This window comes from Pedobacter ghigonis (assembly GCF_903166585.1).
Lineage (GTDB): Bacteria > Bacteroidota > Bacteroidia > Sphingobacteriales > Sphingobacteriaceae > Pedobacter > Pedobacter ghigonis.
The window spans coordinates 83,361-109,054 of the sequence record NZ_CAESCM010000005.1 but is presented as its reverse complement, the minus strand read 5'-3'; the positions used below and the strand labels follow the sequence as shown (position 1 = coordinate 109,054).

Here is a 25,694-nt window from a genome sequence, read left to right as displayed (position 1 = left end):
CTGGCTGTTAAATGCGAGTGTTATTTAATCACTTTAATCAGGCCTTTCATCACCATATAATGACCCGGGTAGGTGCAAATAAAAGGATATACGCCAGGGGTTTTAGGTACTGTAAAATAAATCGTATCTGATTTTCCAGGCTGCAGCAATACGGTATGTGCCAGCACTTTGGTGCTACCGGGAACAAAATCATACTTTTCGCCGTCAAGTCCCATTTTCAAAGCCATTTCGCCTACCGCATTACCCGATCCCGGCGTGGTAAGCACAAAATTGTGCAGCATATCGTCGGCATTGGCAAAGGTTAACTTCACTTTTGTGCCCGCCTTTAAGGTAATATTGGTTATATCGAATTTCAAACCAGGTTTGGTTCCCAGCAAAATAGTTTTATCAGGTCCTTTGGACCAGTTTTCGGGTTGTGTGGTTACATGCTTACTGGCATCGGTATTACCTTTAACAGCCCCGCCGCTTGCGGGCATATTGCCCATTTGGTGATGATCCATTCCTGCCATAGCATGCTCTCCCACCATGTTACCTGTGGGTTTATTTTCGGCAGTCAGGGCTATTTTCTCTCCATCCGGAATCCTGTTTAAGGTATAATACCCGTAATTATGCAGCAAAGGTGTATTGCCTTTTTCCGCACGCAACCCTTCCATTCTGATTTCGTGAATATAACCTTCTTTTAAACTGTCCAGTACCAAACGCACACGTTTATGATCAGGAGAAACCACCACAGCTTTAATGCTCCTCGCCGACTGGTTAATTACAGGGCTACCGTAAATATGATGGTATTTATAAGTAAAAGTCGATAATTTATAGGTACCGGCATCGCGGGCTGTTTTTTCGTCGACCGGCAGGGTAAACTCCAGTTCAAAACCATCAGGCTGTGCTTTTACCGTTTGTACTTCAAATGGCATAATGCCCGACCAGGTCAAACGTTGCAAGCCATACTCAGCTTTTCCGGTCGATGACCAGCCTCTCGAAGTCATGCCCACCAGCATACTGCCATCTGAACCCCAGTTCATTCTGAGTATGCCGGAAGAAAATCCGCGGCGAAACGGAAATACCGCACCCTGGTACACACCTTTAATTTTTTCTAAATACACCCTGTTAATGTTGCTCTGCGATTGGTCGCCTACAAAAAGTTGTCCTTTAAAAGGCCCCATATTACCATTGTCCGAATAATTTAAGATGCCCGATGTAGAATTACCCATAATCGAGTGCGGAATCCATACCGAAGGGCTTTTTAATCCCTGTACCCTTTTAGCTACTTCGAACTTGGGCTCGCCAGTATCCGGAATATCTTTCGTGTGCAGCTTTACCGGAGAACCAGGTTCGTCTGCCCAGACCAAACCGGCAGGGTTACCTACAAAATCGCCTTCCTCAACATGGGTAATACTGCCCGATCCTACCCAGTCGCCCTGGTTCTCTGCGTAAAATATTTCACCATCGCCATTGAGTGCCAAGGCTGCAGGTGAGCGGAAACCAGTTGCAAAGGGTTTTAATTTAAAATCGGGCGTAAATTTGAGCATCCAGCCGTGCCATTTAGATAAACTTGCGCCATAGCCAATCCAACCCACATTCAGGGTAACCACCATGTTCCCGTCCTTATCCAATATAGGGCCATAGGCATATTCGTGGTAATTGCCTGATAGTGGCCACGAATACATGGTGCTGTATTCATCTGCTTCTCCATCGCCATCCAAATCGCGCAGGCGTGTAATTTCGGCACGTTGGGTAAGGTAAATATCACCCTTGATATAATTTAAACCCAATATTTCGTGCATACCATGTGCAAACAACCGGTATTTGGGTTGCTGCCCGTCTTTCATATAGGGGTTGGTAATAATCCATACTTCACCTTTACGGGTAGCTACAGCCAGTTCATCGTTAGGCAAAAAGGTCATGCCGCCAACTTCAAGTGCAATTTCTTTTGGTATGGGTATGGTTACAATGGGATAAATCTGGCTTTCGGTTTGTGCTTTTACCGTTACAAGGCTTGTGCCAAATAACAAAAGAGACAATAAGTATTTAGTTCTTTTCATGTTTTGATTACCAGGTTAGCGAATAGGTTAACGAATCGGTTGGGTTGGCCAATAGCACCAGTAACTCTTTACCATTTTGGGTTTTCCTGATGAAAGCCTTCGTGCCATCGGCAACTTTTACGGTGTATGCTTTATCGCCAACGCTGTAGGTATTGTTTTTATGAGCATCAATAATTGGCGCAGCGGCAATACGGCAATACAGTGGCTGCTTGCCATTGCTGATGCTAATGGTACGGTTTAGTGCTGCACCTGCATTTTGAACGGTTATTTTATCGCTTACATCGGCACCGTTAGCCGCATATAAAAACTCAGGCATTTTGTTCTTATCTAACACATAGCCTTTATTTTGGAGCTCGTCAAAAGCAATAGAATCGGGCCAGGCAGCATCCTTATCGGCCAGTACAGCAAGGGCTGGCGCTGCAGAAAATGGCAAAACGGTCCCCAAAGGTTTGGCTAACTGGGGTTCTCCCCTGTCTTTCCACATTTCTTTTACATCCATAAAATCACCTCGCCACACCTGCAGCAAGGCACCTTGTTTCAAATCGTAGGTATAATTTAGCTTTTCGGGTGTCCCTACCGAAATAACATGGGTACGTTTCTTTCCTTCAAACAGGAGAAAACTCCTCAATAAATAGGGTTTGTTTACTGCGTTGATTACGTAAGGACCCGCATTTTGGCCCATAGTATAAGATGCGCAGCAGATAAGAAGTGCCATACAGCTCATCAATCGTTTGTAGATCATAGTTTTATTTGGTTAATGCGACCAAAACAATCGGTTGCATAACAAATATATTAATAGCACATCAGTTTACAAAAAATCTGATATAACAATATTTGAAATTCAATTCAACAAGCTTATTATCAGCAAATTAAAACAATGCAAACGGTAGCACAACCCAACTACACAGCCGCTAAATAAGTTTATGGTATAGCATCGGTATGCTGCATTAAAAATTAACCAGTAAAAAATAAATCCCCTAATGGGCTGCGCATCAGATTTGGCCGGTATTATCAAAAATAAGTATCTTACCCTACGCAAATCAGCGTGCAACAATTATTTATTGTAAAAATCCGACTTGTTAAAAAATGATTAAGCGTGTATTGCAGCATACCTTTTCGTTACTTAATGTTGATTATGTAAAACTTTCAGCTAAATGGGATTACCGCAACGTAATTAGTCCCTATTACCGCATTTATTACATAGATGGTGGCTCGGGCGAAATATCCGATCAATCGCAGGTTTTGCCGCTCGAAGCTGGTTACCTTTATATTATCCCCAGTTTTACCCTCTGCAACCTGCATTGTAACGACTATTTAAGTCAGTATTTTGTGCAGTTTTTTGAAGAATCGGCAGATGGCATTTCACTTTTTGCGCGAAACCGTACAGTTTCAAAAATTGAGGCGAGCCCCATGGATGTTGCGCTTTTTAAGCGTTTGCTAGAAATTAATCCCGGCCGGGGCATTAACAGGTCTGATGACCCTAAAGTGTACGAAAAAAACATTTTTTATAAAGAATACCAGGAACTGAATAACCGGCAACATGTGGCCAGCTACCTGGAAACACAAGGAATATTGCTCCAGTTAATGGGCCGTTTACTTGCCCCACAGCTATGCTTTAAGTCAGAAAACCACCAAACGCCCGTCAAAATAGCCGAAACAGTAGGGTATATCCTGGTTAACCTTCATCAGGAATTATCGGTAACCGGGCTGGCATCGCGTGTAAACCAGCATCCTGATTATTTTTCTCGCCTGTTTAAAACCTTTACCGGCGAAAGGCCCGTTACTTACATACTGGGCAAACGGATAGAACGCGCGCAGTATTTGCTAGCCACCAGCCGCCTCTCTTATTCTGAAATTGCTACCCAAACTGGTTTCGATAACCTTTCTTACTTTTCTAAATCATTTAAAAAGCTAACGGGCATGTCGCCGGGTGCCTATAAAAAACAGGTTTATACGGTAGGCTTTACCTTGTAAGCAACTATTGTTTATCAAGTTCCTCCCTTCTGCCTAAAAATTGCCATAACAGCCGCTTTGAATGCATAAACTGTATTCATCTTTGTGCACAATAATTACCGCTTTGTTTTTACCTTTAAAGCATGAACGAGCTTACCCTTTCTGCAATATATGTTTACCCGATAAAATCGCTGGGCGGATTTAGACTTAACGAAGCGCATTTGGAAGAGAAGGGTTTAAAATACGACAGAAGGTGGATGCTTGTAAATGAAACGGGAATGTTTATCACCCAGCGCAAACATTTTGAACTGGCACTTTTACAGGTTAGCATTGCCGATGGAAAGCTAACTGTTGTCCATAAACTAACTCCTGAAGTAACTATTTCTTTTGCTTTGGATGAAGATACAGGCGAGCAAATACCAGTAAATATCTGGGATGATGCTTCTACCGGACTGGAAGTAAACCAGGCCGTAAGCGAGTGGTTTTCAGCTTACCTGCAATTTAAGGTAAAGCTGGTAAAAATGCCATTGGCAGAGAAGCGTTACGTTGACCGCGACTATGCCGGGAACGATGAAATTGTAAGTTTTGCCGATGGTTATCCCTGCCTGATGATCGGTGAATCGGCCTTAAACGGGCTTAACGAAAAATTACAGGAACCGGTACTGATGGATAGGTTTCGCCCTAATTTTGTTTTTACGGGTGGCGAAGCACACTTGGAAGACCGCTTTAAAAGTTTCTACATTGGCGATGTACTGTTTTCGGCAGTAAAACCATGTGCACGCTGTGTGCTCATTACCATCAACCAGCAAACCGGCGAAAAAGGCCAGGAACCATTGCGCACCTTAGCCGGCTACCGCACCATCAATAAAAAAATTATGTTCGGCCAGAACCTCCTTCCTCAGGCACAGGGTTTAATCCGTACCGGAGATGAGATCAGGGTTGTGGATTGGAAGTGAAACTGGGGTAGTGGTTTGAGAGGGCATTGAACCGCTAGAGAAGAACATTACAATTAGCATTACGATTCCCAGTCAAGCTGGGAATGACGGTTTTTCTATAGGTGTTCCACTACGGCGATCCGTCATTCCCGTGAAAATGGGAATCGTAATGCAGAATAAAGTCTGCAAGGATTAATTAAAAACTACTCATAACCATTCTCAAATGTCACGGTTTGCTTTGCTTTAAGCTTTATTTCAGCAATACCATCATCGCCCATTTTTACACTTCCTGCCGGTACATCTTTAGCGAGGTAAGTTTTAAAAGGGAGCTTAATGCGCAATACACCACCTTTCTCTGCATAGATTTTTACTTTAGCAGGCACACCATTTTCTTTGGCTGCACTTACTAAAAATGCCCCTTCGGTACGTAAATCTTTAAAAGAAACGTTGGCCCAGCTTTGGGGTACTGCCGGGAAAACCTGGATATAGCCATTGCGGCTTTGTACCAGCAGTTCCTGCACGCCCTGTGCAAAAGCAAAGTTACCCTCGAGCGTAAAAGGACGGTAGGTGAAACCCGAATATTGTCCGCCTTTCTGATCGCCGTTTAAGTGAAAACTGTTTGCCGAACAGAAATTACTGGCAAATATTTCGAGTTGTTTTACTGCTTTATCGGCCTGGTAAGCCCTGGCGTATAAAGAAGCCATCCAGCTAAAAGAGTAACCACACCAGGCCCGGGTACCCATTTCTTCTATGCGTTTTAAAGAGTTCTCGATTACCGTTTTATCTTTTTCTTTATTAACATCAAGCAAATCGAGCGGGTAAATGGCCATATATTGCGACATGTGGCGGTGCGAACTGGTTAAATTTGCACCCGGCGCTATGGTAAAGCCGGTTTCGTTCACTTCATATTCGGGTAACTGGCTCAAAATGGTTAACCAGTGCTTGCGCTCTGCTTCTTTACCATTGGCCTGGCTCACTTCGGCTGCCGCTTTAAATAAAAACTTAGCTAGCGATAAATCGAAATTGGTCCATTCTAAAAACCAGGCTTTGATGCTATTATCGTTATACTCTGGACTGGAGCTTAGCGGCAATTTACGCACACCATCTTTTAAACGGGTAATGTTTTCGAGATAGGTGGCCACATCGTGGATATAAGGATAAGCCCTTGTTTTCAGAAAGGTATCATCCATACTGTACTTCCACTGCCAGTAAAAGTGTTGCGAAGCCCATGCCCCAACGGTTGGAGAAAGCGAATACTGAATCCAGCCTCCCATAGGGTCGCCGTTTAGCGTAACCACGCCCGGCACATTCAAGCCCTCAACGCCAAAATACTGTTTGGTATAGCTCAGGTTACGGTCTCTTATTTTCCAAAGCCAATCGGTAAAGGTGGCGCCTTCTGCCAGGTGGTTACCGGTATAGGTTGGCCAGTAACTTAACTGTGTATTCAGGTCGTTATGAAAATCGCCTTTCCAGGGTGGCAAACTTCCGTTATCGGCTGTCCAAACTGCCTGTAAGGTAATGGCTGGCGCACCTTTACGAGATACACTACCCAGCTTGTACATTTCGAGGTAATATTGTTTCTGGATCAGCGCATCGGGTACCGAAATGCTCGATTTACTCCAGAAGTTTTTCCACCAGGCGGTGTGTTCAATCCAGCCGGTAGGCTCTTTTGCTGTTGTAGAAATAGCAGGCAAGCTTGCTGCTTTATCGCTGGTAATGGTCCACGAGCCAATAATTTTGTTCTTGCCCATTTTTTGCCATTGCACCAGCACCTCGAAATAATGGCCTTCGTAGGTAGGTTGGTGATAACGTACACTATTGGCGGTGTTCACAACCGTGCCTTTGCCATAACCAAGCTTTTGCAAGCCCACCCCGGCGTGGCTGTTATCGCCTTTCTCGGTTTGGTTATTGCTGTAATTGTGTACAATCAGGGCTGGTAATAAATCGGTAGCTTTTAAGTCGCTAAAGCTGAAATAACCGCGTTGTTCGGTAGCATGGATGTAACAGTTAAATACGGCTCCGTTATCGAATTTAACAGTGTTCAAAGCGGTTTCGATATCAAGATCGTTGGCCACCACTTTACCCAGTTTAGCCATATCAAATTCAAGTGCGGCGGCAGGCAGCTTGGTTGGGAACGGGCTCCGGTCGTAAGGTTCATCGCCCAGTTTTTGTACTGCGCCATAGTTGTTTTTGTGCACCTGCTCTTCAACCCATTTAAAGTTGAATTTCGAGATGTCCATCGCTTTGCGCTCGTCCCATAAATCGGCACGATCTAAAGAGAGACGGAGTTTATTGTTTTTTTCCCAGATTAATGCACCCAGCATACCGTTACCCAGTGGCATAGCCTCATCCCACTTATCGGCGAGTTTAGGAAAAGAAAGGTTGTAAGGTTTTAAACGCTGTGCATAGCCCCCAAAAGTGCAGCACAGGAGTAATAAAAAGATAGAGATTTTAGTTTTCATTTGGTTCTTTTAGAAATGATTAGCATTTGTGTTTACTGTATCAATTTCTAAAATACCGATATTTAATTATAATAAAATCACCTTAAAATTACGCAAACGTTTGATGGCTAATATAAAATAGATTTTTGCGAAAAAAAGATTAATGTATAATCTTAAAAACGAGTTCTTTCAGCAATTCGCCATCATCAACATTACCGGTACTGTCTAATCCTTTGCTTTTTAAATCGTACTCGCGCAGCAGGCTTATGATCTGGAAAACTTTGCCGGTATTGTAGTTCCGGGCAGCTACCTCATAATCTTTGATAAAAAACGGAGGCACCCCCAATGCTGATGCGGCATCGGCTTTATTGGGTACATAATGATATTTGAGCAGCTTGGTAAAATAACCGCCTAAATTGGCCAGCACCATCACCGTAGGGTTGGCTTTGGGGTTACTGGCGAAATAATTGATGATCTTATTGCACTTCAGTACATCGCGCATAGCCAGCGCTTTCTGCAACTCGAAAACATTGTACTCTTTACTGATACCAATGTTTTTTTGCACCAGATCAGTATTGATGGTTTGATCTTTAGGTACATTAAGCATTAGTTTTTCGATCTCGTTGGCGATTTTAGATAAATCTGTACCCAAATACTCAGCCATTAATGCCGACGCCTGCTGATCGATTTTATACCCTTTTTCTTTAATGAAATCTTCGATCCAGGGTACCAGTTTGTAATCGCGCACGGGGTCTGACTGAAAGATCAGGCCGCTTTTGCTGATGGCTTTATAAATTTTTTTCCGCTTATCGAAATTGGCGTATTTGAAAGCGAGCACTAAAATGGTACTGGGTAAAGGCTTTTCGAAATAATTGAGCACAAATTCGCCCTCTTTACTGCCACCATCTTCTTTGCCCCATTTTAAATCCTGCGCTTCTTTTACAATCACCACCTGATAGTCTGACATCATGGGGTAACGCTTGGCCGCACCTAAAACCGTAGCCATATCGGTATCTTTTCCATACAACACCGTTTGGTTAAAGCCCTTTTCGGCATCATTTAACAGCTTATCTTCGATGTAATCGGTTACCTGATCGATGTAGTATGATTCTTCTCCATGCAGTAAATACACGGGTTTAAATTTTCGGGCTTTAATATCTTTGATTATTTCGGCAGCTGTCATGGCCTGTAAAATTACGATTTAGGTTGAACGATTAAAGAAATTAACTGATTTGTTTATGCACATAATATTAACTTTGGGGTTTATAAACCGATCAGCTACAGAGAAAAACAATGGTGCACGAATTAAACCTTTCAGCGATTGCCATGGTAGAAATACCTGCTGGCGAAATTGTGCTGAGAGACGACCGGATTAAGCAAAGCTGGACAGTTGAAATAAAACCTTTTTACTTAGCAAAATACGCGGTAACACAAGCGCTTTATTTTGAAATAACCGGCAACAGACCAAGTACATTTACCGGAGATGAACACCCGGTAGAAACCGTAACCTGGTGCGATGCCGTAGCATTTTGCAATGCCTTATCTGAAAAAAATAATTTAGCCCCTTGTTATATTTTTGACCAGGAAGCCGAGGAAGTGCTATTTAAACCAGCGGCCAATGGCTTTAGGTTGCCTACAGAGGCCGAATGGGAATACGCCTGTAAAGCAGGTACCAACGGCATCAGGTACGGCGAACTGGATCAGATTGCCTGGTACAAACCAAACTCCGGAAAAACCTCGCAGCAGGTGGGTCTCAAAATGCCCAATGCCTGGGGCTTATATGATATGCTGGGCAATGTTTGGGAATGGTGCTCGGATATTTACGATGAAAGCGTGTACGGCTCGTACCGCATTATCCGTGGTGGCGGCTGGAGCGATGAAGATCGGGGTTGTATGGCCACAAACCGCCGGCGCAGCCATCCTAAATCATTTAAAATAGAAGATTTGGGTTTCAGGCTGGCGAGGAATTTGTAAAACGTAAATGGCTTAAAAGCCATAACTTTGAAGTAAATGGATCAGGATACGGCAAAATACATTGTGACTTATTTTTCCAAATGCTTAACTGCAGATGAGCGGCTAGCGATTCGTCACAGCCATTCTCTGATTAAACTTGGATTAGATACTGACCCTACCATAACGCCGAGGGCACTAAATATTTATAAAAAAGCTGACTGGCTTACGAAGGATGAAAGCATATTGAACTTACTAAAAGATGGTTACGATTCTTTTGAGGTAAGGGTAGCTCAAAGAATTTTAAACCAGGAAAAGATATTTTTAAACAATTGTCCCAATTGTGGTAAACTAGCGAGAACACCCTTAGCTAAGCAATGTAGATTTTGTGCACACCGTTGGTCTTAAATGCTAAAAAACTGAAATTGAAAACTGAAATATTTACCCCTACCCCGCTAAACCTTCCGCCTTATCCTTTTAAAATTACACGAAAGGATAATGTGGTTTTTATTTTCGACGAGCTAAGGAAAAAGCACCTGGTGCTAACGCCGGAAGAATGGGTGCGTCAGCATTTTATACAAAACCTTATTTCAGCAAAGAAATTTCCGCGTACGCTGATCCAGATTGAGGGTGGTTTGTTACTTAACCAGCTGCAAAAACGGAGCGATATTCTAGTGTACAACACTGCCGGCGAAAAACTGATGTTGATTGAATGCAAAGCACCCAAAGTAAAAATAACGCAATCGGTTTTTGATCAGGCTGCCCGGTACAATTCTATTCACCAGGCTAGGTGGATTGTATTAACCAACGGCTTGCAGCATGTTTATGCAAAGATGGACCTGGAGAAAGGCAGCTTTAACTTTGCAGAGGAAATGCCGGAATATTTGAGTCTGTGATTTAGCCATGGAAAGCACGGATAACACGGAAAAGTGGATCACAAATAGAAAATCCATCATTCCCAGCTTGCCTGGGAATCTTAATACTATGACCAGGCCTGCATCTCGCTTTAAGATTCCCGTTTTCAGGGGATGATGATCAACGTAGTGGATCATCTAGGCAAAGCGCTAAACACTGTACGTTGATTTCCATACCTGCTTTTCGCCAGAGTAAATGGCCTCGTTACACATCCCCACGCATATTGCTGCCTGTGTACCGGTATTGATATTAGAAGCAGGTTCTTTACCGGTAGTTATCGATTTATAGAATTCATCGAGTGCATAATTGGTTCCATCGATGGTTGGCTTATCCAAAATTGGGATGCCCCCATCTTTATTTACCACAATTTTTGTAGCACCCGTTACCCCATCGACAATACCCAGTTCTTTTTTGGTAGTTTCTTCGGGATAGAATAAACCGGTATTGGTAAGTAGCGACACCGAACCTTTGGTACCTTTTATTTTAAACAGGTAACCATCGTGCGCATTGCCGCAAGTGGCACCAAAGTTGCCAATCATCCCTTTTTCGTTATAACGTAGAATAGCTTGAATATTATCGTAAGTTTCTCGGCCATCCTTAAAAACATCGATACCACCCGAGCCCATAATCTCGTCGGGCTGTGTTTCGAAAGCCCAGTTAATAAAATCAATCTGGTGCGAAAGTAATTCGGCAGCTAATCCACCTGAATACTCCTTATACATGCGCCAGTTAATTTTCCTTTCCAGAGCCGGATCGGGCACTGCCCTGCGCCAGTTGCCATTGCGGTCCCAACGGCAATCGATTTGAGTAACCTTACCCAAATAACCACTCTGAATCATATCTTTCACCTTAAAGTACAAAGGCGAATAACGATATTGGTAACCTACCTGAAAAACCTGCTTAGGGTGTTGCTTAACCAGCTTTTTGAGGGCCAGGGCCTGCTCAATATTATAAGTCATGGTTTTTTCTACGTATACATGTTTTCCGGCAAGTACGGCATCCTTTGCAATTTTGAAATGCTCGCTTAAAGGTGTTGCAATAAAAACGGCATCAATACCTTTATCATCTAAAACCTTGTGGTAATCCTTTATGGCCTTTGCACTGGCCGGAACATACTTTTCGGTTTCTTTAAGCCTAAAATCCAGCAGATCGCAATAGGCTACAATTTTATATTTTGCAGGAATCGATTTAATCACTGATAACACACCTTTGCCCCTGTCGCCGCAGCCAATCATGGCCACATTGATGACCTGATCGGCGTATAAATCAGCAAAAACCTGATTACCAACCAATAAACCAGAGCCCAATAACGCGGAATGTTTAACAAAAGATCGACGATGCATGATATAAATTGTATTTTATTTTAAATATTATGTTTTAAAGGTAGTAAAAAGTGAACAGGCAATACCCGAGCTCTCTAACTTTTTACATGCAGGCTAATGGCTTGAAGCGGTTATAAATCCAAATGCCATGAAGCACAAATGCGAAGTACAAAGTAACTGATACCCTGTACTTCGCAGTATTTTTTAACTGATTTGAGTGATGACCTTATTTTAAGGTTTTTATTTTGATGGTCCTGAAATCTACTTTATTGCCATGATCCTGTAGCAGAATGTGCCCTTGTGGTGCTTCACCAAAGTTTTTCCAGTCTTTGTATTTGCTAATGGCTACCAGTTTTTTAAACTCTTCTGAGCCGCGGGTATATTCTAAAACTTTAACTCCGTTTAAATAGTGTTCTACTTTGTTATTAGGATACACCACCAAACGACCGTTGTTCCAGCTCCCTATCGGACGTAAATATCTTGATTCTTTTTTAGCCGTCATTAAATCGTATAAAGAGGCTAAAGTGCGGTTTCCATCGCGACCTAATTTCGCATCCGGGTGCAGTACATCATCCAAAACCTGGTATTCTAAACCAATGGCAGAGCCTGTATTTTTCTCGCTTAAAGTAACAAAGTATTTAACACCACTGTTGGCGCCGGGAGTAAGTTTAAACTCAAACGACATATCAAAAGCAGCATATTCTTCTTTGGTTACAATATCGCCACCATTGGTAGATTCGGCACCGCCTGAAGGTTCAACACTGATTGTACCATTGGCAATTTTCCATCCTTTTTCCGGAAACGCCGTTTTATAAGCGCCAATCCAGCCGGCATTGGTTTTACCATCAAAAAGCAGTTTGTAACCATTAGCTTTCTCGAAAGGTGATAAAGCATTTGGGGTTAAGTTTACCACGTAAAATCCTTTTGGAAAAGCTTTGGCTTTAAGGCCTTCTGTTTGGATATTGATGTTTTTGAAATAAACTTTTTTACCATCGTTTTCGGTGTTGTTGCCAATACCATGAACCTGCAAACCAATAAAGCCCGACTGATCTAAAGTATCGATTACATAGGCTACCGGCTGTCCGTTTAACCAGGTTTTGGTTTCGTTACCAATACATTCGATTCTGTAATGGTTAAACTCGTTCTTTTTATATAAAGATCTTGCCGATGGGTTTAATTCTAAAGGGTATAACCAGTTTCTTCTGGCTTCGTCGTAAATACCACCGCTCCATGCCCTCGCCGATGGATCGATTTCTACCTGACGGCCAAAAACCATACCTCTGCCGTTATTGGCTTCTTGTTTAATGTGGCTACGGGTCTGAATACCAGAGTTGGTACTTTCGCCTTCAAGTTTAACATCCAGTTCTAAAATAAAATTGCCGTATTCTTTTTCGGTAATCAGAAATGAGTTAGGTGTTCCTTTGGTCATGGTACCTACAATCATTCCCTCTTCAACTTTGTATGGAGCTACACCAGCTACCGATTTCCAGCCGGTTAGGGTTTTGCCATCAAACAGGGGTTTGGCTTTTTGGGCTGCCGCCGATAAACTAATTAGAGAAAAAGCAAGAATGCTATACTTTTTAATTTTTGACATGATTGGTTTTGGATAATTAATATTTAAATACTTTTCCGTTTGCGATTACTTCTTGTCTGCCTTCGTCAAAGGTGGCTTTTGCACCTGTTCTTACCGCAGCGTTGGTCATGATATTAGCAATTGAATGCGAATAACCGGCTTCCACTGGTGCATTAGGCGTTTTACGGCTGCGCACACATTCCATCCAGTTGCGCATGTGGCCCGAGGTTAAGGGATCTCCGCCCATATTTGCGCCGGTTGCTGCTTTGATTTCGGTTTTACTTAAATCGAAGTCGGGTAAAAGGTTAGCTTTTAAGCCCATTGCAGCGGCTTCTTTTTCCTTTAAACCGCCCTTTGGCGAAACTTTATTGGTAATGAGATTGAGCTCGCCACCGTTCGAGTAATATACTTCGCCTACATCCCCTACGCTATTCTGCATTCTCGAGGTAAAGGTTACCTGAAAGCCATCGGTAGTATCGGGCTGACCATAGTCGAATACGGCAACCATCGAATCCCAGTTTCTCCGGCCATCTTTCCAGGTGTAAATGCCTCCGTTGGCCACCACACTGCGTGGATGCTTTAAATTGGTAAACCAATGGACGGTATCAATCTGGTGACTCATCCATTGTCCGGGCATCCCTGATGAATATGGCCAAAATAACCTGTACTCTAAGTATTTTCTTGGATCGAAAGCCTCAACCGGCCGGTTAAGTAAGAAACGCTTCCAATCGATATCTTCTTCTTTTAATTTAGCCACTAAATCTGGCCTGCGCCACCTACCGGGCTGGTTTACATTCCAAACCAGGTCCACCGCGGTTATGGGGCCAAACTTACCATCCTGAATAAATTTTGCTGCATTGGTATAATTTTCACCACTCCTCCGCTGAGAACCAATCTGTACAATCTGCTTACTTGCTTTAACTGCTTTAAAGGCTGCTTTAGCATCATCCATGGTTTCGGCGAAGGGTTTTTCTACATAAGCATCACAATTGGCTTTAACGGCTTCGATGGTGTGTAAAGCATGCTGAAAATCGGCTGTACTGATAATTACGGCATCAAGATCTTTAGTGGCATAAAGCTCATCGTTGTTGCGGCAGGCTTTAATGTCGTGACCAAATTTTGCTTTTAAATGGGCAATGCCTAAATCCCTGCGGTAATTCCATAAATCAGAAAGACCAACAATATCGAAGTCCAGCTCTTTATTGTGGTTCATAAAACAAGGCAGAAGTGTTTCTTTAAAACGGTCGGAAAACCCAACAACGCCTACCCGTACCCTATCATTTGCACCGATGATGCGCCCATAACTTTTAGCACTCATTCCCATTGTACCGGCATAGGTTGCCGCAGCAAATATTGCAGATTGCTTAATAAATTTCCTTCTGGAATTTTCCATATTTGGCCATATTAACAAATAAGGTTTCTCATCAAACCATATTGAATGAGCTAAAATAGTATTTTAAATAAGATGCACTAAAACTCAATAGGTATTATTCTTGAAACCATTTTTTGCTCAATAAAGCTTAATCTGCTCTAAACTTATCCAGTAAGCGATTTGAAGCCCATTTCAATTGGAATTGCAATAAGCTTATTATTTTGGAAAACGTTTGAAATAATAATTTAGGGTTTTAAGAGAGAAACGAAAAATCCCTTTAACAATGTACTGTTAAAGGGATTTCAAGGTCTTGAAACCAAGAGTTAAATGAAAATATTTTAAAGCGCCCAGTTGTTTTTAGTTTCTTGTATAACCAAAGTATCGCGATCTTGTAATTCATTCAGGAAGCTCTCTTTGAATTTTCCATACATGTGCCCCGCCATTACTGATGCTCTTTTATACAAACGCATACGATAAAGGTATCCTGGAATAGATAGTGTCTTTTTATTTCCGGTAGCGCCGAACCCAAGATCCGCTCTGTAAATAGTAGAAGGAAGTAATTTTGGATCTGAAACGATTCTAAGCCCCTGGGTATAAATATTAGATTTATAAATTAAAAATGCCCGGTCTAAACTTGCCTGATCTCCAAAAACAGAAGCAAAAAACAATTGAACATCGCCTTTAAATTCAATATTGGAAGAATCTAAAACTTTATATGTCCACAAACCGTGTAGTGCGGGCGGAAAGCGGACATCTGCCGAATCAGGGCTTTTGAAACTTATCTGGTAAAAATCAGCGTTAAATGATTTATCAAAACTATTTCCAACAAATTTATTGATCTTTTCCTGATCAAAAATTTCGCCATCTATAGTCCACATTCTCATCTTAGCCTTGCTATATGTTTTATATTTCAAGGAAATAGGATACTTCAATTCTTCTTCTTTATCCTCTTTTTTACAAGAAGAAAGAGAAAACATAAGACAAAAAGAAAGGTATAATAAGGTTTGAGAGCGTAACATACTTTATTAAATATTGTACCTGCAAGGTTTTAAAAACCTTGCAGGTATTGATGACTATATGATTATCCTAAAAGCGCTAAACTTTCTTCAATGATTTTAATTTTAGCTTCAGCATCGGCCTTTTTATTGCGTTCGTTGGCAATAATTTCGGGTTTTGCATTCTGTACAAAACGTTCGTTGCTTAGTTTCGAATCAACCGATTTTAAGAAACCTTGTAAGTACACCAAATCAGCATTTAAGCGGGTGCGTTCTGCATCTACATCTACATTCTCGGTTAGCGGAATAAAGAACTCGTCCTTACCAGCCATAAATGCGGTTGCACCTACAATTTTATCGTTCACAATCTCAGCTTCCGAAACATTGGCCAGTTTGAAAACAATATTTAACCATTTCTCGTAGTCGATATCAGAATTTACCTTCAAACTTAAAGGCAAAGCTTCTTTTGGTGAAATCTGTTTTTGGTTACGTACATTCCTGATCTCGGCAACAACAGTTTTAATCACCTCCGCATCTTTCAATAACTGTTCTTCAATGCTGCCTCCTTTCGGGAATTCGGCAACAATACAGCAATCCATTTCGCCACGTACAGCAAACAGATCATCATGCCACAATTCTTCCGTTAAGAAAGGCATATTTGGGTGCAACAGTTTAATAATCTGCTCAAAGAAACCAACCGTAGCCTGATAGCTTTCGGCATCAATCGGTTGCTGGTAAGCAGGCTTAACCATTTCCAGGTACCAGGCACAGAAATCGTCCCAAACCAGTTTATAGGTAGTCATTAAAGCCTCCGATAAACGGTATTGTTTAAAGTTGTCTTCAATTTCAACTAAAGCGGCATTAAAGCGGTTTTCGAACCAAGAAATAGCCTGTTTATTTGGGTTTTCGAGGTTTGCATCTACTTCCCAACCTTTAACCAAACGGAAGGCATTCCATATTTTTGAAGCAAAATTACGGCCCTGCTCGCAGTAGCTTTCATCGAACATTAAATCGTTACCCGCCGGCGATGACATAAGCATACCCACACGTACAGCATCGGCACCATATTTTTCGATCAATCCAATCGGATCGGGTGAGTTACCCAGCGATTTAGACATTTTACGTCCCAGCTTATCGCGCACAATACCCGTTAAATACACATTGGTAAATGGTTTTTTGCCCATAAACTCGTGTCCTGCCATAATCATACGGGCCACCCAGAAGAATAAAATTTCGGGAGCCGTAACCAAATCGTTGGTTGGGTAGTAATAGTTAATGTCTTTATTATCTGGATCTTTAAAACCATCAAAAACAGAAATTGGCCACAACCATGAGGAGAACCAGGTATCCATTACGTCTTCATCCTGACGTAAAAATGGCTCTAACTGGTGTTTAAAGCCTGCTTTCTCAGCATCTGAACAGCTTTCGTCCAAATGTTTTTTCTTCCAGAATTCTTCCAGAGCTTCATCTTTGGTTTTGGCAACAACCCAGTTTCCTTTATCATCGTACCAGGCCGGGATACGTTGTCCCCACCACAGCTGACGCGAAATATTCCAGTCGCGTACATTTTCCATCCAGTGGCGGTAGGTATTTTCAAATTTATTCGGGATCAGGTTTACTTCTCCGTTCAATACATCATTCAGCGCCGGTTGTGCCATTTCTTTCATCTTCACAAACCACTGCATCGAAAGTTTAGGTTCAATTGCAGCATCGGTACGTTCAGAAAAGCCCACCTGCGATTTATAATCTTCAACTTTATCTAAATGACCAGCCTCTTCAAGCATTTTGGCAATCTTTTTACGGGCAACAAAGCGGTCTTCGCCCACCAGAATAACTGCCAGTTCGTTTAAGGTGCCATCATCATTTAGAATATCGGTAACCGGTAAATTGTGTTTTACACCCAGCTCATAATCATTCAAATCGTGTGCAGGGGTAACTTTTAAACAACCTGTACCAAATTCGATATCCACATACTCATCTTCAATAACCGGAATTTCGTGGTTAACCAGCGGTACGAACACTTTTTTGCCTTTTAAGTGTGTAAAACGTTCGTCGTTAGGGTTAATACAGATCGCCGCATCGGCCATAATGGTTTCAGGACGCGTGGTTGCAATCGTTAAAAACTGATCTGTTGTACCTGAAATCAGATACTTAATATAATACAGCTTTTGATTAACTTCTTTACGGATTACTTCTTCATCAGAAACTGCAGTTTTACCGGCGGGATCCCAGTTTACCATACGGATACCGCGATAAATCCAGCCTTTTTTGTACAGGTGGATAAACGAATCGATAACCGCTTCAGAAAGATCTTCCTCCATGGTAAAACGTGTACGGTCCCAATCGCAGCTTGCTCCTAGTTTCTTCAATTGCTCTAAAATAATACCGCCGTACTTCTCTTTCCATTCCCAGGCGTATTTTAGAAACTCTTCGCGCGAAAGGTCTTTTTTATTGATCCCCTGTTCTTTTAACATGGCTACAACCTTGGCTTCAGTAGCAATAGAAGCATGGTCGGTTCCGGGCACCCAGCAGGCGTTCTTACCTTGCATACGCGCCTTGCGGATTAAAACATCCTGAATGGTATTGTTAAGCATGTGCCCCATGTGCAGTACTCCTGTGACGTTTGGTGGCGGAATTACGATGGTGTAGGGTTCGCGCTCATCAGGCTCTGAGTGGAAAAACTTTTTAGATAGCCAGTAGCTATACCATTTATCTTCTGTTTCTGCAGGATTGTACTTGGTGGAAATGCTCATGAAAAATTGTTATAAAAGCCCAAAAATAGCTAATTAAGCTGAAAGACCAAAGCGGAAACCGAAAGACTAAAGCAGCTAAACACCTTATCATTACGTACTGAAGCCTGCCTGTTTTCGATTTCTTAGCAGGCTGAACTAACATTCTATTTTTGGGTTGGTATTGCTTTTTGTATTTTAGTATTTGTCTGGAGATGTTTTTAAACCCTTGCATAAACTATATGAACGCTAAAAACTTAAGCATTGGCTATGCCATTTTACGCTTTTCTGTAGCCATTATCTTATTATCGCACAGCGTGTTTGGCATGTTTGATGGCGGCATTAACGATTTCGGAAATTTATACCTGAACAAAGTTGGCTTTGCTCCTTTTGGTGTGGCCCTTGCCTGGAGCATTAAACTCTCGCATGTACTTTGCGCCTTGCTGCTGATTTTTAATAAATACATCCGCCTGGCCTGTTTTGCCAGCATATTTGTTTTAATAATGGGCATTATTATGGTGCACTTTAAAGAAGGCTGGTTTGTGGTAGGTGGTGGAAGAAATGGTACAGAGTATAATTTTATATTGATTTGTGTATTAACTGCAATTGTATTTTTGAACACGTCAAGCCACCCTGAATCAAAACAATGATTAATCTAAATCTTTGAGAATATATAAGTATGCTCATTTTTTTTATCATATATTTCATTCAATATCAACAAGTTAATGGCATTAAAATTGGATATAGTTTTCTTAACTACCTTAATTGCTTAATGATAATAAACCAGCAGACATTAAAACTTCATTTTCTGAATCCGCACTGCATTTAAAATAGCCAGCAAAGCTACACCCACATCTGCAAAAACCGCTTCCCACATGGTGGCCAATCCACCGGCACCCAGAATTAAAACAAGAGCTTTAACAGCAAAGGCGAGTGTAATATTTTGGATCACAACATTTTTTGTAGCCTTACCAATTTTAATCGCGGTAGCAATTTTAGAAGGTTGGTCGGTTTGAATTACCACATCAGCCGTTTCTATCGCAGCATCACTTCCCATCGCGCCCATAGCTATACCTATATCACTAATAGCCAATACTGGCGTATCATTAATGCCATCGCCGACAAAAGCAACTACCCTGGTTTTATCACTTTTAATTTTCTCCAGATTCGCCACTTTATCTTCAGGCAATAAATCGCCATAATACTCATCGATACCCAACTGGCCGGCAACTTTTTTAACAATAGTAGTTTTATCGCCGCTGAGCATTACCACTTGCTTTACACCATTTTCGTGCAATTGTTTAACCGCAGCTGCAGCGTCTTCCTTAATCTCATCAGCAATTAAAACATAACCCACATATTGCCCATCAACAGCTACCACTACAATACTTTCTTCTATCTCTTGTATTTTAAGATCGAATGGAATATTGAATTTCACTAAAAGTTTTGCGTTTCCGGCTAAAACAGTTTTGCCATTTACCGTACCCTTTAAACCCATTCCGGCAATTTCCTCCAAATTAGTAGCCGGATGAAGATCTGCTCCGTTGGCATACACCACAATCGCTTTGGCAATGGGGTGGGTCGATTTTGCTTCAACGGCAGTTAGTAGCGCTAAAAACTCTGCCTCGTTAATTGTACTTTCTATTTTCTGAACTTTAAAAACACCTTTGGTAAGTGTTCCGGTTTTGTCCATCACAACAGTATCCAGCTTGGTAATGAGCTCTAAAAAATTAGATCCTTTAAACAGAATACCGTTTGCCGACGCAGCCCCGATACCACCGAAATAACCAAGGGGAATAGAAATAACCAAAGCACAAGGACAAGAAATAACCAGAAAAACCAGTCCCCGGTACAACCAGGTTTGGAAATGGTAGTCGCTGCCTAAAACCAGAATAGGGATTGTAACCAATGCCAGTGCAAGAAAAAACACTATTGGGGTATAAACTTTGGCAAACTTGCGGATAAACAGCTCGGTTTTGGCTTTGCGCGCAGTAGCATTTTGCACCATCTCCAATATGCGCGATAAAGCACTATCAGCAAAAACTTTGGTTACCTTTACTTCGATAACCTTATCCAGGTTTAGCATCCCCGCCAAAACGCTTTCGCCCTTATTTATGGTTCTGGGCTTGCTTTCGCCGGTTAATGCAGCCGTATTGAAGCTGCTTTTTTCAGACAACATTTCGCCATCCAGGGCTATTTTCTCTCCTGCTTTGACTTGTATGGTTTCGCCAATGGCTACCTTTTCGGGGTTTACATCTTCGTATTTTCCGTTTCTGATCACATGCGCCACATCTGCACGCACATCGAGCAAGGCAGAAATATTTCTTTTTGCGCGGTTTACAGCTGCCATTTGGAAGAGCTCCCCTATGGTATAAAAAAGCATTACAGCTACGCCTTCGGGATACTCGCCAATAGCAAAAGCACCAATGGTAGCGATAGACATTAAAGAAAATTCGGTAAAGAAGGCCTTAGCTTTAAAGGTTTCCCAAACTTCGCGTAATACCGGAATACCTACAGGTAAATAAGCCAAAATGTACCAATATGGCCTGATGGTTTGAAAAGCAGGTACCTTAAAAAAATTATCGAAAGCAATCCCAATCAGCAACATTACCAGCGTAACAATTGCAGGTAAGTAAGTTTGAAAGGCAGATGGATCACCGCCATGGTCATGATCGTGATCATCGCCTTCGTCATGCGAATGGTTATGGTGTTGATTTTTGGGCTCGGAATGTGCTTTGCTGCTACAACAGCTATCGTGATTATCGTGTGAGTGGCTCATTATCTATTATGCTATACCTCTTTACTTAACGCCCCGGCCCTTAAGCCCGGTATATACTAAACTGTATTTAAACGATCTGAAATCAAATTTATGGAAAATAAAATGGTTTATCCCGAATCATTCTTAATAGCAATAATTTTTACAGCCACACAATAAAATTTGTTAAAAAATGTTAATAGTGTATAAAAGATTTAAAAAATGTATCCTCAAACGATTAAAATAATCAGAAAAGGATCCATCTGAAGAATACCATTAAATATATAAACAGATGAAATCTATTAAAATCTCATTTTCAGCATCAGATTTGATCAGACGGCTAGGTTTGGCAAAAATTTACTACTGGTTTTACAAGTAATATTTCTAATATATTACCACAGTATTAATTAGTATTTCATAAATTTCGCATTATAAACTAACTTATTTTAAGCGAATGAAATACCAAAATTTGAAAAGATATTTTGCGGCACTGGGTATAGTTGCTGCTGGCTTTTCTGCAAACGCACAAACCATCAAAAAATTTATCGACCCAGCCAATATGGATTTATCGGTTAAGCCGGGCGATGATTTTTACCAATATGCAAGTGGTACCTGGGTAAAAAACAATCCTGTTCCGGCTAAAGAAACACGCTGGGGCTCTTTCAACGAACTTCGCGATTTCAACATCAACGCAGTAAAAACACTTGTTGAAGATGCTGCAGCCGATAAAACAGCACCTGCCGGATCAGTAAAACGCAGGGTGGGCGATTTTTACACCGCTGCAATGGATAGCTTAACCATCGAAAATTTAGGCTATACTCCAATCAAAGCCGATTTAGCTAAAATTCAGCAAATTAAAGATATCCCGGGCGTTCTGGATCAGGTGGCGTACATGCGCGTAAATGGTTTAGCCGGCGCCATGTTTGGTGTAGGTGTAGGCCAGGACCGTAAAAATGTAAACAAATACATGGTTAACATTGGTCAGGGTGGTACCACTTTACCCGATCGCGATTATTATTTAAAAGACGATGCCCGCAGTGTCAAAATCCGCGAGGCTTACAATACCTATATGGTTACCCTGTTTACCTTAACCGGTAGCAGTGCAGAAGAGGCCAAACAAAAGGCAGCAACTGTTTTTGCCATCGAAAAGCAATTTGCAGAAGCACAGATGAGCCGTTTGGAAATGCGTGATCCTTACGCCACTTATAACAAACTTACTGTTGCCGAGCTCAATAAAAAAACACCAGATATCAATTGGTCAGCCTACCTGCCAAAATTTAAAATTAAAGGTCAGGATACTGTATTAGTATCGTCGCCTAAGTTTATGGCAAGCTTAGATGGCATGTTAAAATCAGTTTCTGTAGCCGATTGGAAAACCTATTTGGAATGGAACATTTTAAAAGGATCGGCATCCAGCTTAAGTTCTCCCTTTGTGAAAGCCAGTTTCGCCTTTACCCAGGCACAAACCGGCCAGAAAGTACAAACACCACGCTGGCAACGCATGTCGTCGTTAACCGATGGCACCATTGGCGAATTATTGGGCCAGCTTTATGTAGCCAAATATTTTAAACCAGAGGCGAAGGAACGCATGAACCAGATGATTGTGAACCTGCGTAAAGCTTTCGAAATCAGAATTAATGGTTTAGAGTGGATGAGCCCTGAAACCAAACAGAAAGCACTGGCTAAACTACATGCTTTTACACCAAAAGTAGGTTATCCTGAAAAATGGAAAAACTACGATGGTTTAGTGATCAATAAAGGTACTTACTTCCAAAACTTACGCAATGCAAGTGTTTGGAGCTATAACGAAATGGTTAATCAATTGGGTAAACCTGTTGACCGCAAACGCTTCGGCATGACTCCGCCAACAGTAAATGCTTATTATAGCCCAACGCTAAACGAAATTGTTTTCCCTGCAGGTATTTTACAATTCCCTTTCTTCGATCCTAATGCCGATGATGCCGTTAACTATGGCGGTATTGGTGCAGTAATTGGTCACGAAATGAGTCATGGTTTTGACGATAGCGGAAGCCAGTACGATGCTGCAGGTAACCTAAAAAACTGGTGGACTGCCGATGATAAAGCTAAATTTGATGCTAAGACAAAAGCCCTTGGCGAACAGTTTGACGCTTACACCGTATTGGATACCGTACATGTAATTGGTAAATTAACCATGGGTGAAAACATTGGCGATTTAGGTGGTTTAAATGCAGCTTATACCGCTTTCAAAATGACCAAACAAGGCCAGAGCAATGAAAAAATTGATGGTTTTACGCCAGATCAACGTTTCTTCCTGGCCTGGGCACAGGTTTGGAGAGGTAACATCTTACCAGAAAGTGCTGCCCAGTTAATTAAAACCGATCCTCACTCTCCAGGCCCGTACCGTACAATTGGTGCCCCTGTAAACATGGATGCCTGGTACAACGCCTTTGATGTTAAACCTGGTGATAAATTATATAAAAAACCAGAAGACAGGATCAGAATGTGGTAATTTAAGGTGAAGTGCATAAAGGTTGAAGGCGTAAGGCTTTTACCAACTTGCCAAAACCTACAGAATATTTCATCCCTATATTGTAAACGCCCCGATTTTAATTGGGGCGTTTGTTTTTATATTGATTTCTGGTTAACATTCAAAAATTAATTGTCCTCCTTTCGGCTATTGTTAAATATCATTCTATCTTTGAAAAAACATTCCATCATACCATGAAAAGCGCAATCAAAACACTTTCCATCCTGGCTTTAACTTTTGTTTCTTTAACCGGCTTTGCACAAAACAAACTGTTTAGTGCCGAAGAATTAATTAATAAAAAAGATCCGGCGTGGCCCCTGGTAAAAAAATGGATCGATTCTGCCAAAAACAAGGTCGAGATTCTGTCGGTTGATTCGACAAAAGCTAAAGAAGTGTTATACAATACGCAGATTTCTACCTACTCTACCCTGGGTTCGGTAATTTACAATACCGGAGGTATAATGGTTGATAATGGCTGGATCAGGATTCTAGGTTCGGGAAGCGAGCGTTTAAACCGCTCTGTTTCTGAATGGAATAAAGGCAAAACCATTAAAGAATATGGCGATAACATGCCTTATCTGTTGGTTGCCGATGATGCCGTTGGTGGTTTTTTTGCCATTAACTATGGCGGTTTAGGCCCTGATATTAAAAACGTATATTACCTGGAGCCCAACAGTTTAAGCTGGCAACCGCTTGGTGCAGGTTATGGCGAGTTTTTGGTTTTCTGTTTCGACAGCGACCTGTCTAATTTTTACAAAGGCTTACGCTGGAGTAGCTGGAACCAGTTCATTGCCAATTTAGATGGCACCAAAACCTACAGCTTCCGCCCTTACCTGTGGGAAGAAGGCACTGATATTGAAAAATGTACCCGCAAACTAGTTGGAATCGAAGAAATGTACCGTTTTAATATCATGAAGTCGAAGGAATTGAATGCTGATAAAGGCATAAAAAAAGACAACTCGAAAAAAGAGGAACCCAAAACCGAGCAATAATGCTTAGCTGAAAATTGCATCTGCAAAACTCTATAATTTTGTGGCTCCGCGAATAAACTACGCGTATTTAGCTTGAACTTTCTTTGATAGTTTAGCCAATACCATGGCGCGCGATGCTTCTACCCTGCTTTTTAGTTCAGTATCGTTAAATACCTCTAAATTGGCTACACGGATCCATTGGCGTTTAGCCATGTGGTGAGCTTGTTGTATGCCATCTCTTACAGTTAGGGCATCAAATTCTTCCGGATCGCATTTGATCGAGAAACTGTTATCTTCGTCAATGGCGATAATGAAGAACATTTTTTCTTCGATCATGAAACACAAATGGCCCCATTTCATACCCTCTGTTGTACCGGGCAAACTCAAACAATATTCTCTGAAGGTTTCGATATCCATTTTTAAAGATTTAAGGCAAAGCTAATAACAAAAGCCGAAAGGCAGATAGAAAATGCTAATTTTGCCCTCCATAAAGAAATCATTAATTCCACCAGGCCCCATGAACATTATAACCCCAACCGCTGATGGTTCGAATACCCTTTACAACGAAACCATAGGCGAACATTACCATAGCAAACATGGTGCCTTGCAGGAAAGCAAACACGTATTTATTGAGGCTGGGTTAAAATTTGCTTCTGCCGGCAAGCCTGAAATAGCTGTTCTGGAAGTCGGTTTTGGAACGGGTTTAAATTTTATTTTAAGCCTCGAATACTGCGAAATCCATAATATTCAACTCGATTACACCAGTATCGAGGCCTTTCCCTTATCAACAACATTAATTGAACAAACGGGTTATTCGGTCTATGTACCGCAAGCCATTTGGAATACTTTTATCAATAACTATGAGGCAGCCCTTCAAGCCCCTCAGTCACTATCGGCGTTAAGCACACTCGAAATTCCGCATACTACCTTAGCCGCATTTAATACGCCTAAAAAATTCGACATTATTTATTACGATGCCTTTTCTGTGCAGCATCAGCCCGAGATGTGGAGTGATGAGATTATTGCCCATGCCTGCAGTTTTTTAAAGCCCGGGGGTACTTTTGTAACCTACGCCATTACCGGAAAATTAAAACGGGCCGTAAAAGCCTGTGGCTTTAACATCGAAAAACTACCTGGTGCACCTGGAAAGAGGGAGATGCTGAGAGCAGTAAAGGGGACGTAAGATGGAAAATGGATGAGGGAAGATGATGGTTAAATCTTGATAACTGAAA

At 41.6% G+C, this 25,694-nt stretch carries 20 protein-coding genes; 9 read left to right on the top strand and 11 right to left on the bottom strand.

Going from position 1 to position 25,694, the window contains the following annotated elements:
* Positions 1 to 20: 20 nt before the first annotated feature.
* Positions 21 to 2,042 (bottom strand): plastocyanin/azurin family copper-binding protein, encoded by a 2,022-nt coding sequence (locus HWV58_RS24425; RefSeq protein WP_175633897.1) that lies wholly within the window; start codon positions 2,040 to 2,042, stop codon positions 21 to 23.
* Between the two features lie 7 nt (positions 2,043 to 2,049).
* The gene (locus HWV58_RS09555) at positions 2,050 to 2,757 is read right to left on the bottom strand and encodes a hypothetical protein (RefSeq protein WP_175633896.1); all 708 of its coding nucleotides are present in this window, start codon (positions 2,755 to 2,757) and stop codon (positions 2,050 to 2,052) included.
* A 371-nt stretch (positions 2,758 to 3,128) separates the two neighbouring features.
* Between HWV58_RS09555 and HWV58_RS09550 the strand changes: the two genes are divergently transcribed.
* Together HWV58_RS09550 and HWV58_RS09545 are read left to right on the top strand one after the other, a co-directional pair.
* A complete protein-coding gene (locus HWV58_RS09550) occupies positions 3,129 to 4,016 on the top strand; it encodes a helix-turn-helix domain-containing protein (RefSeq protein ID WP_175633895.1) in 888 nt (295 codons plus the stop codon).
* A gap of 122 nt (positions 4,017 to 4,138) precedes the next feature.
* Entirely contained in the window at positions 4,139 to 4,951 is an 813-nt protein-coding gene (locus HWV58_RS09545; protein ID WP_175633894.1) for an MOSC domain-containing protein, read from the top strand.
* A 182-nt stretch (positions 4,952 to 5,133) separates the two neighbouring features.
* On the opposite strand, the gene HWV58_RS09540 is transcribed toward HWV58_RS09545, so the two are convergent.
* Entirely contained in the window at positions 5,134 to 7,392 is a 2,259-nt protein-coding gene (locus HWV58_RS09540) for a glycosyl hydrolase family 95 catalytic domain-containing protein (protein WP_175633893.1), read from the bottom strand.
* 139 nt (positions 7,393 to 7,531) lie between these two features.
* A complete protein-coding gene (gene holA, locus HWV58_RS09535) occupies positions 7,532 to 8,554 on the bottom strand; it encodes a DNA polymerase III subunit delta (RefSeq protein ID WP_175633892.1) in 1,023 nt (340 codons plus the stop codon).
* A 110-nt stretch (positions 8,555 to 8,664) separates the two neighbouring features.
* Between holA and HWV58_RS09530 the strand changes: the two genes are divergently transcribed.
* From HWV58_RS09530 to HWV58_RS09520, 3 genes are read left to right on the top strand one after another with little or no spacing between them, the layout of a single operon-like run.
* A complete protein-coding gene (locus tag HWV58_RS09530) occupies positions 8,665 to 9,345 on the top strand; it encodes a formylglycine-generating enzyme family protein (protein WP_175633891.1) in 681 nt (226 codons plus the stop codon).
* Between the two features lie 36 nt (positions 9,346 to 9,381).
* Positions 9,382 to 9,729, top strand: a complete 348-nt coding sequence (locus tag HWV58_RS09525; protein WP_175633890.1) for a hypothetical protein — start codon at positions 9,382 to 9,384, stop codon at positions 9,727 to 9,729.
* A gap of 29 nt (positions 9,730 to 9,758) precedes the next feature.
* Positions 9,759 to 10,217, top strand: coding sequence for a type I restriction enzyme HsdR N-terminal domain-containing protein (locus HWV58_RS09520; protein ID WP_175634030.1), 459 nt, complete (start codon positions 9,759 to 9,761; stop codon positions 10,215 to 10,217).
* 168 nt (positions 10,218 to 10,385) lie between these two features.
* Here the strand turns inward: HWV58_RS09520 and HWV58_RS09515 are convergent, their stop codons facing one another.
* The 5 genes from HWV58_RS09515 to HWV58_RS09495 all read right to left on the bottom strand — a co-directional run bounded on the left by HWV58_RS09515 (position 10,386) and on the right by HWV58_RS09495 (position 18,251).
* The gene (locus HWV58_RS09515) at positions 10,386 to 11,579 is read right to left on the bottom strand and encodes a Gfo/Idh/MocA family protein (RefSeq protein ID WP_175633889.1); all 1,194 of its coding nucleotides are present in this window, start codon (positions 11,577 to 11,579) and stop codon (positions 10,386 to 10,388) included.
* A 205-nt stretch (positions 11,580 to 11,784) separates the two neighbouring features.
* Positions 11,785 to 13,152 (bottom strand): 3-keto-disaccharide hydrolase, encoded by a 1,368-nt coding sequence (locus HWV58_RS09510; protein WP_175633888.1) that lies wholly within the window; start codon positions 13,150 to 13,152, stop codon positions 11,785 to 11,787.
* A 16-nt stretch (positions 13,153 to 13,168) separates the two neighbouring features.
* Complete coding sequence (locus tag HWV58_RS09505; RefSeq protein WP_175633887.1) at positions 13,169 to 14,524, bottom strand: Gfo/Idh/MocA family protein; 1,356 nt, start codon at positions 14,522 to 14,524, stop codon at positions 13,169 to 13,171.
* A 317-nt stretch (positions 14,525 to 14,841) separates the two neighbouring features.
* Positions 14,842 to 15,522: a hypothetical protein gene (locus HWV58_RS09500; RefSeq protein ID WP_175633886.1), complete on the bottom strand. Its 681-nt coding sequence runs from the start codon at positions 15,520 to 15,522 to the stop codon at positions 14,842 to 14,844.
* Between the two features lie 62 nt (positions 15,523 to 15,584).
* Positions 15,585 to 18,251: a valine--tRNA ligase gene (locus tag HWV58_RS09495; RefSeq protein ID WP_175633885.1), complete on the bottom strand. Its 2,667-nt coding sequence runs from the start codon at positions 18,249 to 18,251 to the stop codon at positions 15,585 to 15,587.
* A gap of 218 nt (positions 18,252 to 18,469) precedes the next feature.
* Here HWV58_RS09495 and HWV58_RS09490 point away from each other — a divergent pair, with 218 nt between their 5' ends.
* Complete coding sequence (locus HWV58_RS09490) at positions 18,470 to 18,877, top strand: DoxX family protein (RefSeq protein WP_175633884.1); 408 nt, start codon at positions 18,470 to 18,472, stop codon at positions 18,875 to 18,877.
* Positions 18,878 to 19,020: 143 nt separating this feature from the next.
* Here HWV58_RS09490 and HWV58_RS09485 read toward each other — a convergent pair whose 3' ends face one another.
* Positions 19,021 to 21,006 carry a heavy metal translocating P-type ATPase gene (locus HWV58_RS09485; protein WP_175633883.1) on the bottom strand — a complete coding sequence of 662 codons (1,986 nt, stop codon included), beginning with the start codon at positions 21,004 to 21,006 and terminating at the stop codon, positions 19,021 to 19,023.
* 430 nt (positions 21,007 to 21,436) lie between these two features.
* Between HWV58_RS09485 and HWV58_RS09480 the strand changes: the two genes are divergently transcribed.
* On the top strand, positions 21,437 to 23,473 hold the full coding sequence (locus HWV58_RS09480; protein WP_175633882.1) for a M13 family metallopeptidase: 2,037 nt from the start codon (positions 21,437 to 21,439) through the stop codon (positions 23,471 to 23,473).
* A gap of 212 nt (positions 23,474 to 23,685) precedes the next feature.
* Positions 23,686 to 24,483 carry a DUF2625 domain-containing protein gene (locus HWV58_RS09475; protein WP_175633881.1) on the top strand — a complete coding sequence of 266 codons (798 nt, stop codon included), beginning with the start codon at positions 23,686 to 23,688 and terminating at the stop codon, positions 24,481 to 24,483.
* Between the two features lie 57 nt (positions 24,484 to 24,540).
* Here HWV58_RS09475 and HWV58_RS09470 read toward each other — a convergent pair whose 3' ends face one another.
* The gene (locus tag HWV58_RS09470; RefSeq protein WP_175633880.1) at positions 24,541 to 24,879 is read right to left on the bottom strand and encodes an MmcQ/YjbR family DNA-binding protein; all 339 of its coding nucleotides are present in this window, start codon (positions 24,877 to 24,879) and stop codon (positions 24,541 to 24,543) included.
* Positions 24,880 to 24,979: 100 nt separating this feature from the next.
* On the opposite strand from HWV58_RS09470, the gene mnmD reads away from it, so the two are divergent.
* Positions 24,980 to 25,645 (top strand): tRNA (5-methylaminomethyl-2-thiouridine)(34)-methyltransferase MnmD, encoded by a 666-nt coding sequence (gene mnmD, locus HWV58_RS09465; RefSeq protein ID WP_175633879.1) that lies wholly within the window; start codon positions 24,980 to 24,982, stop codon positions 25,643 to 25,645.
* Positions 25,646 to 25,694 lie beyond the last annotated feature (49 nt).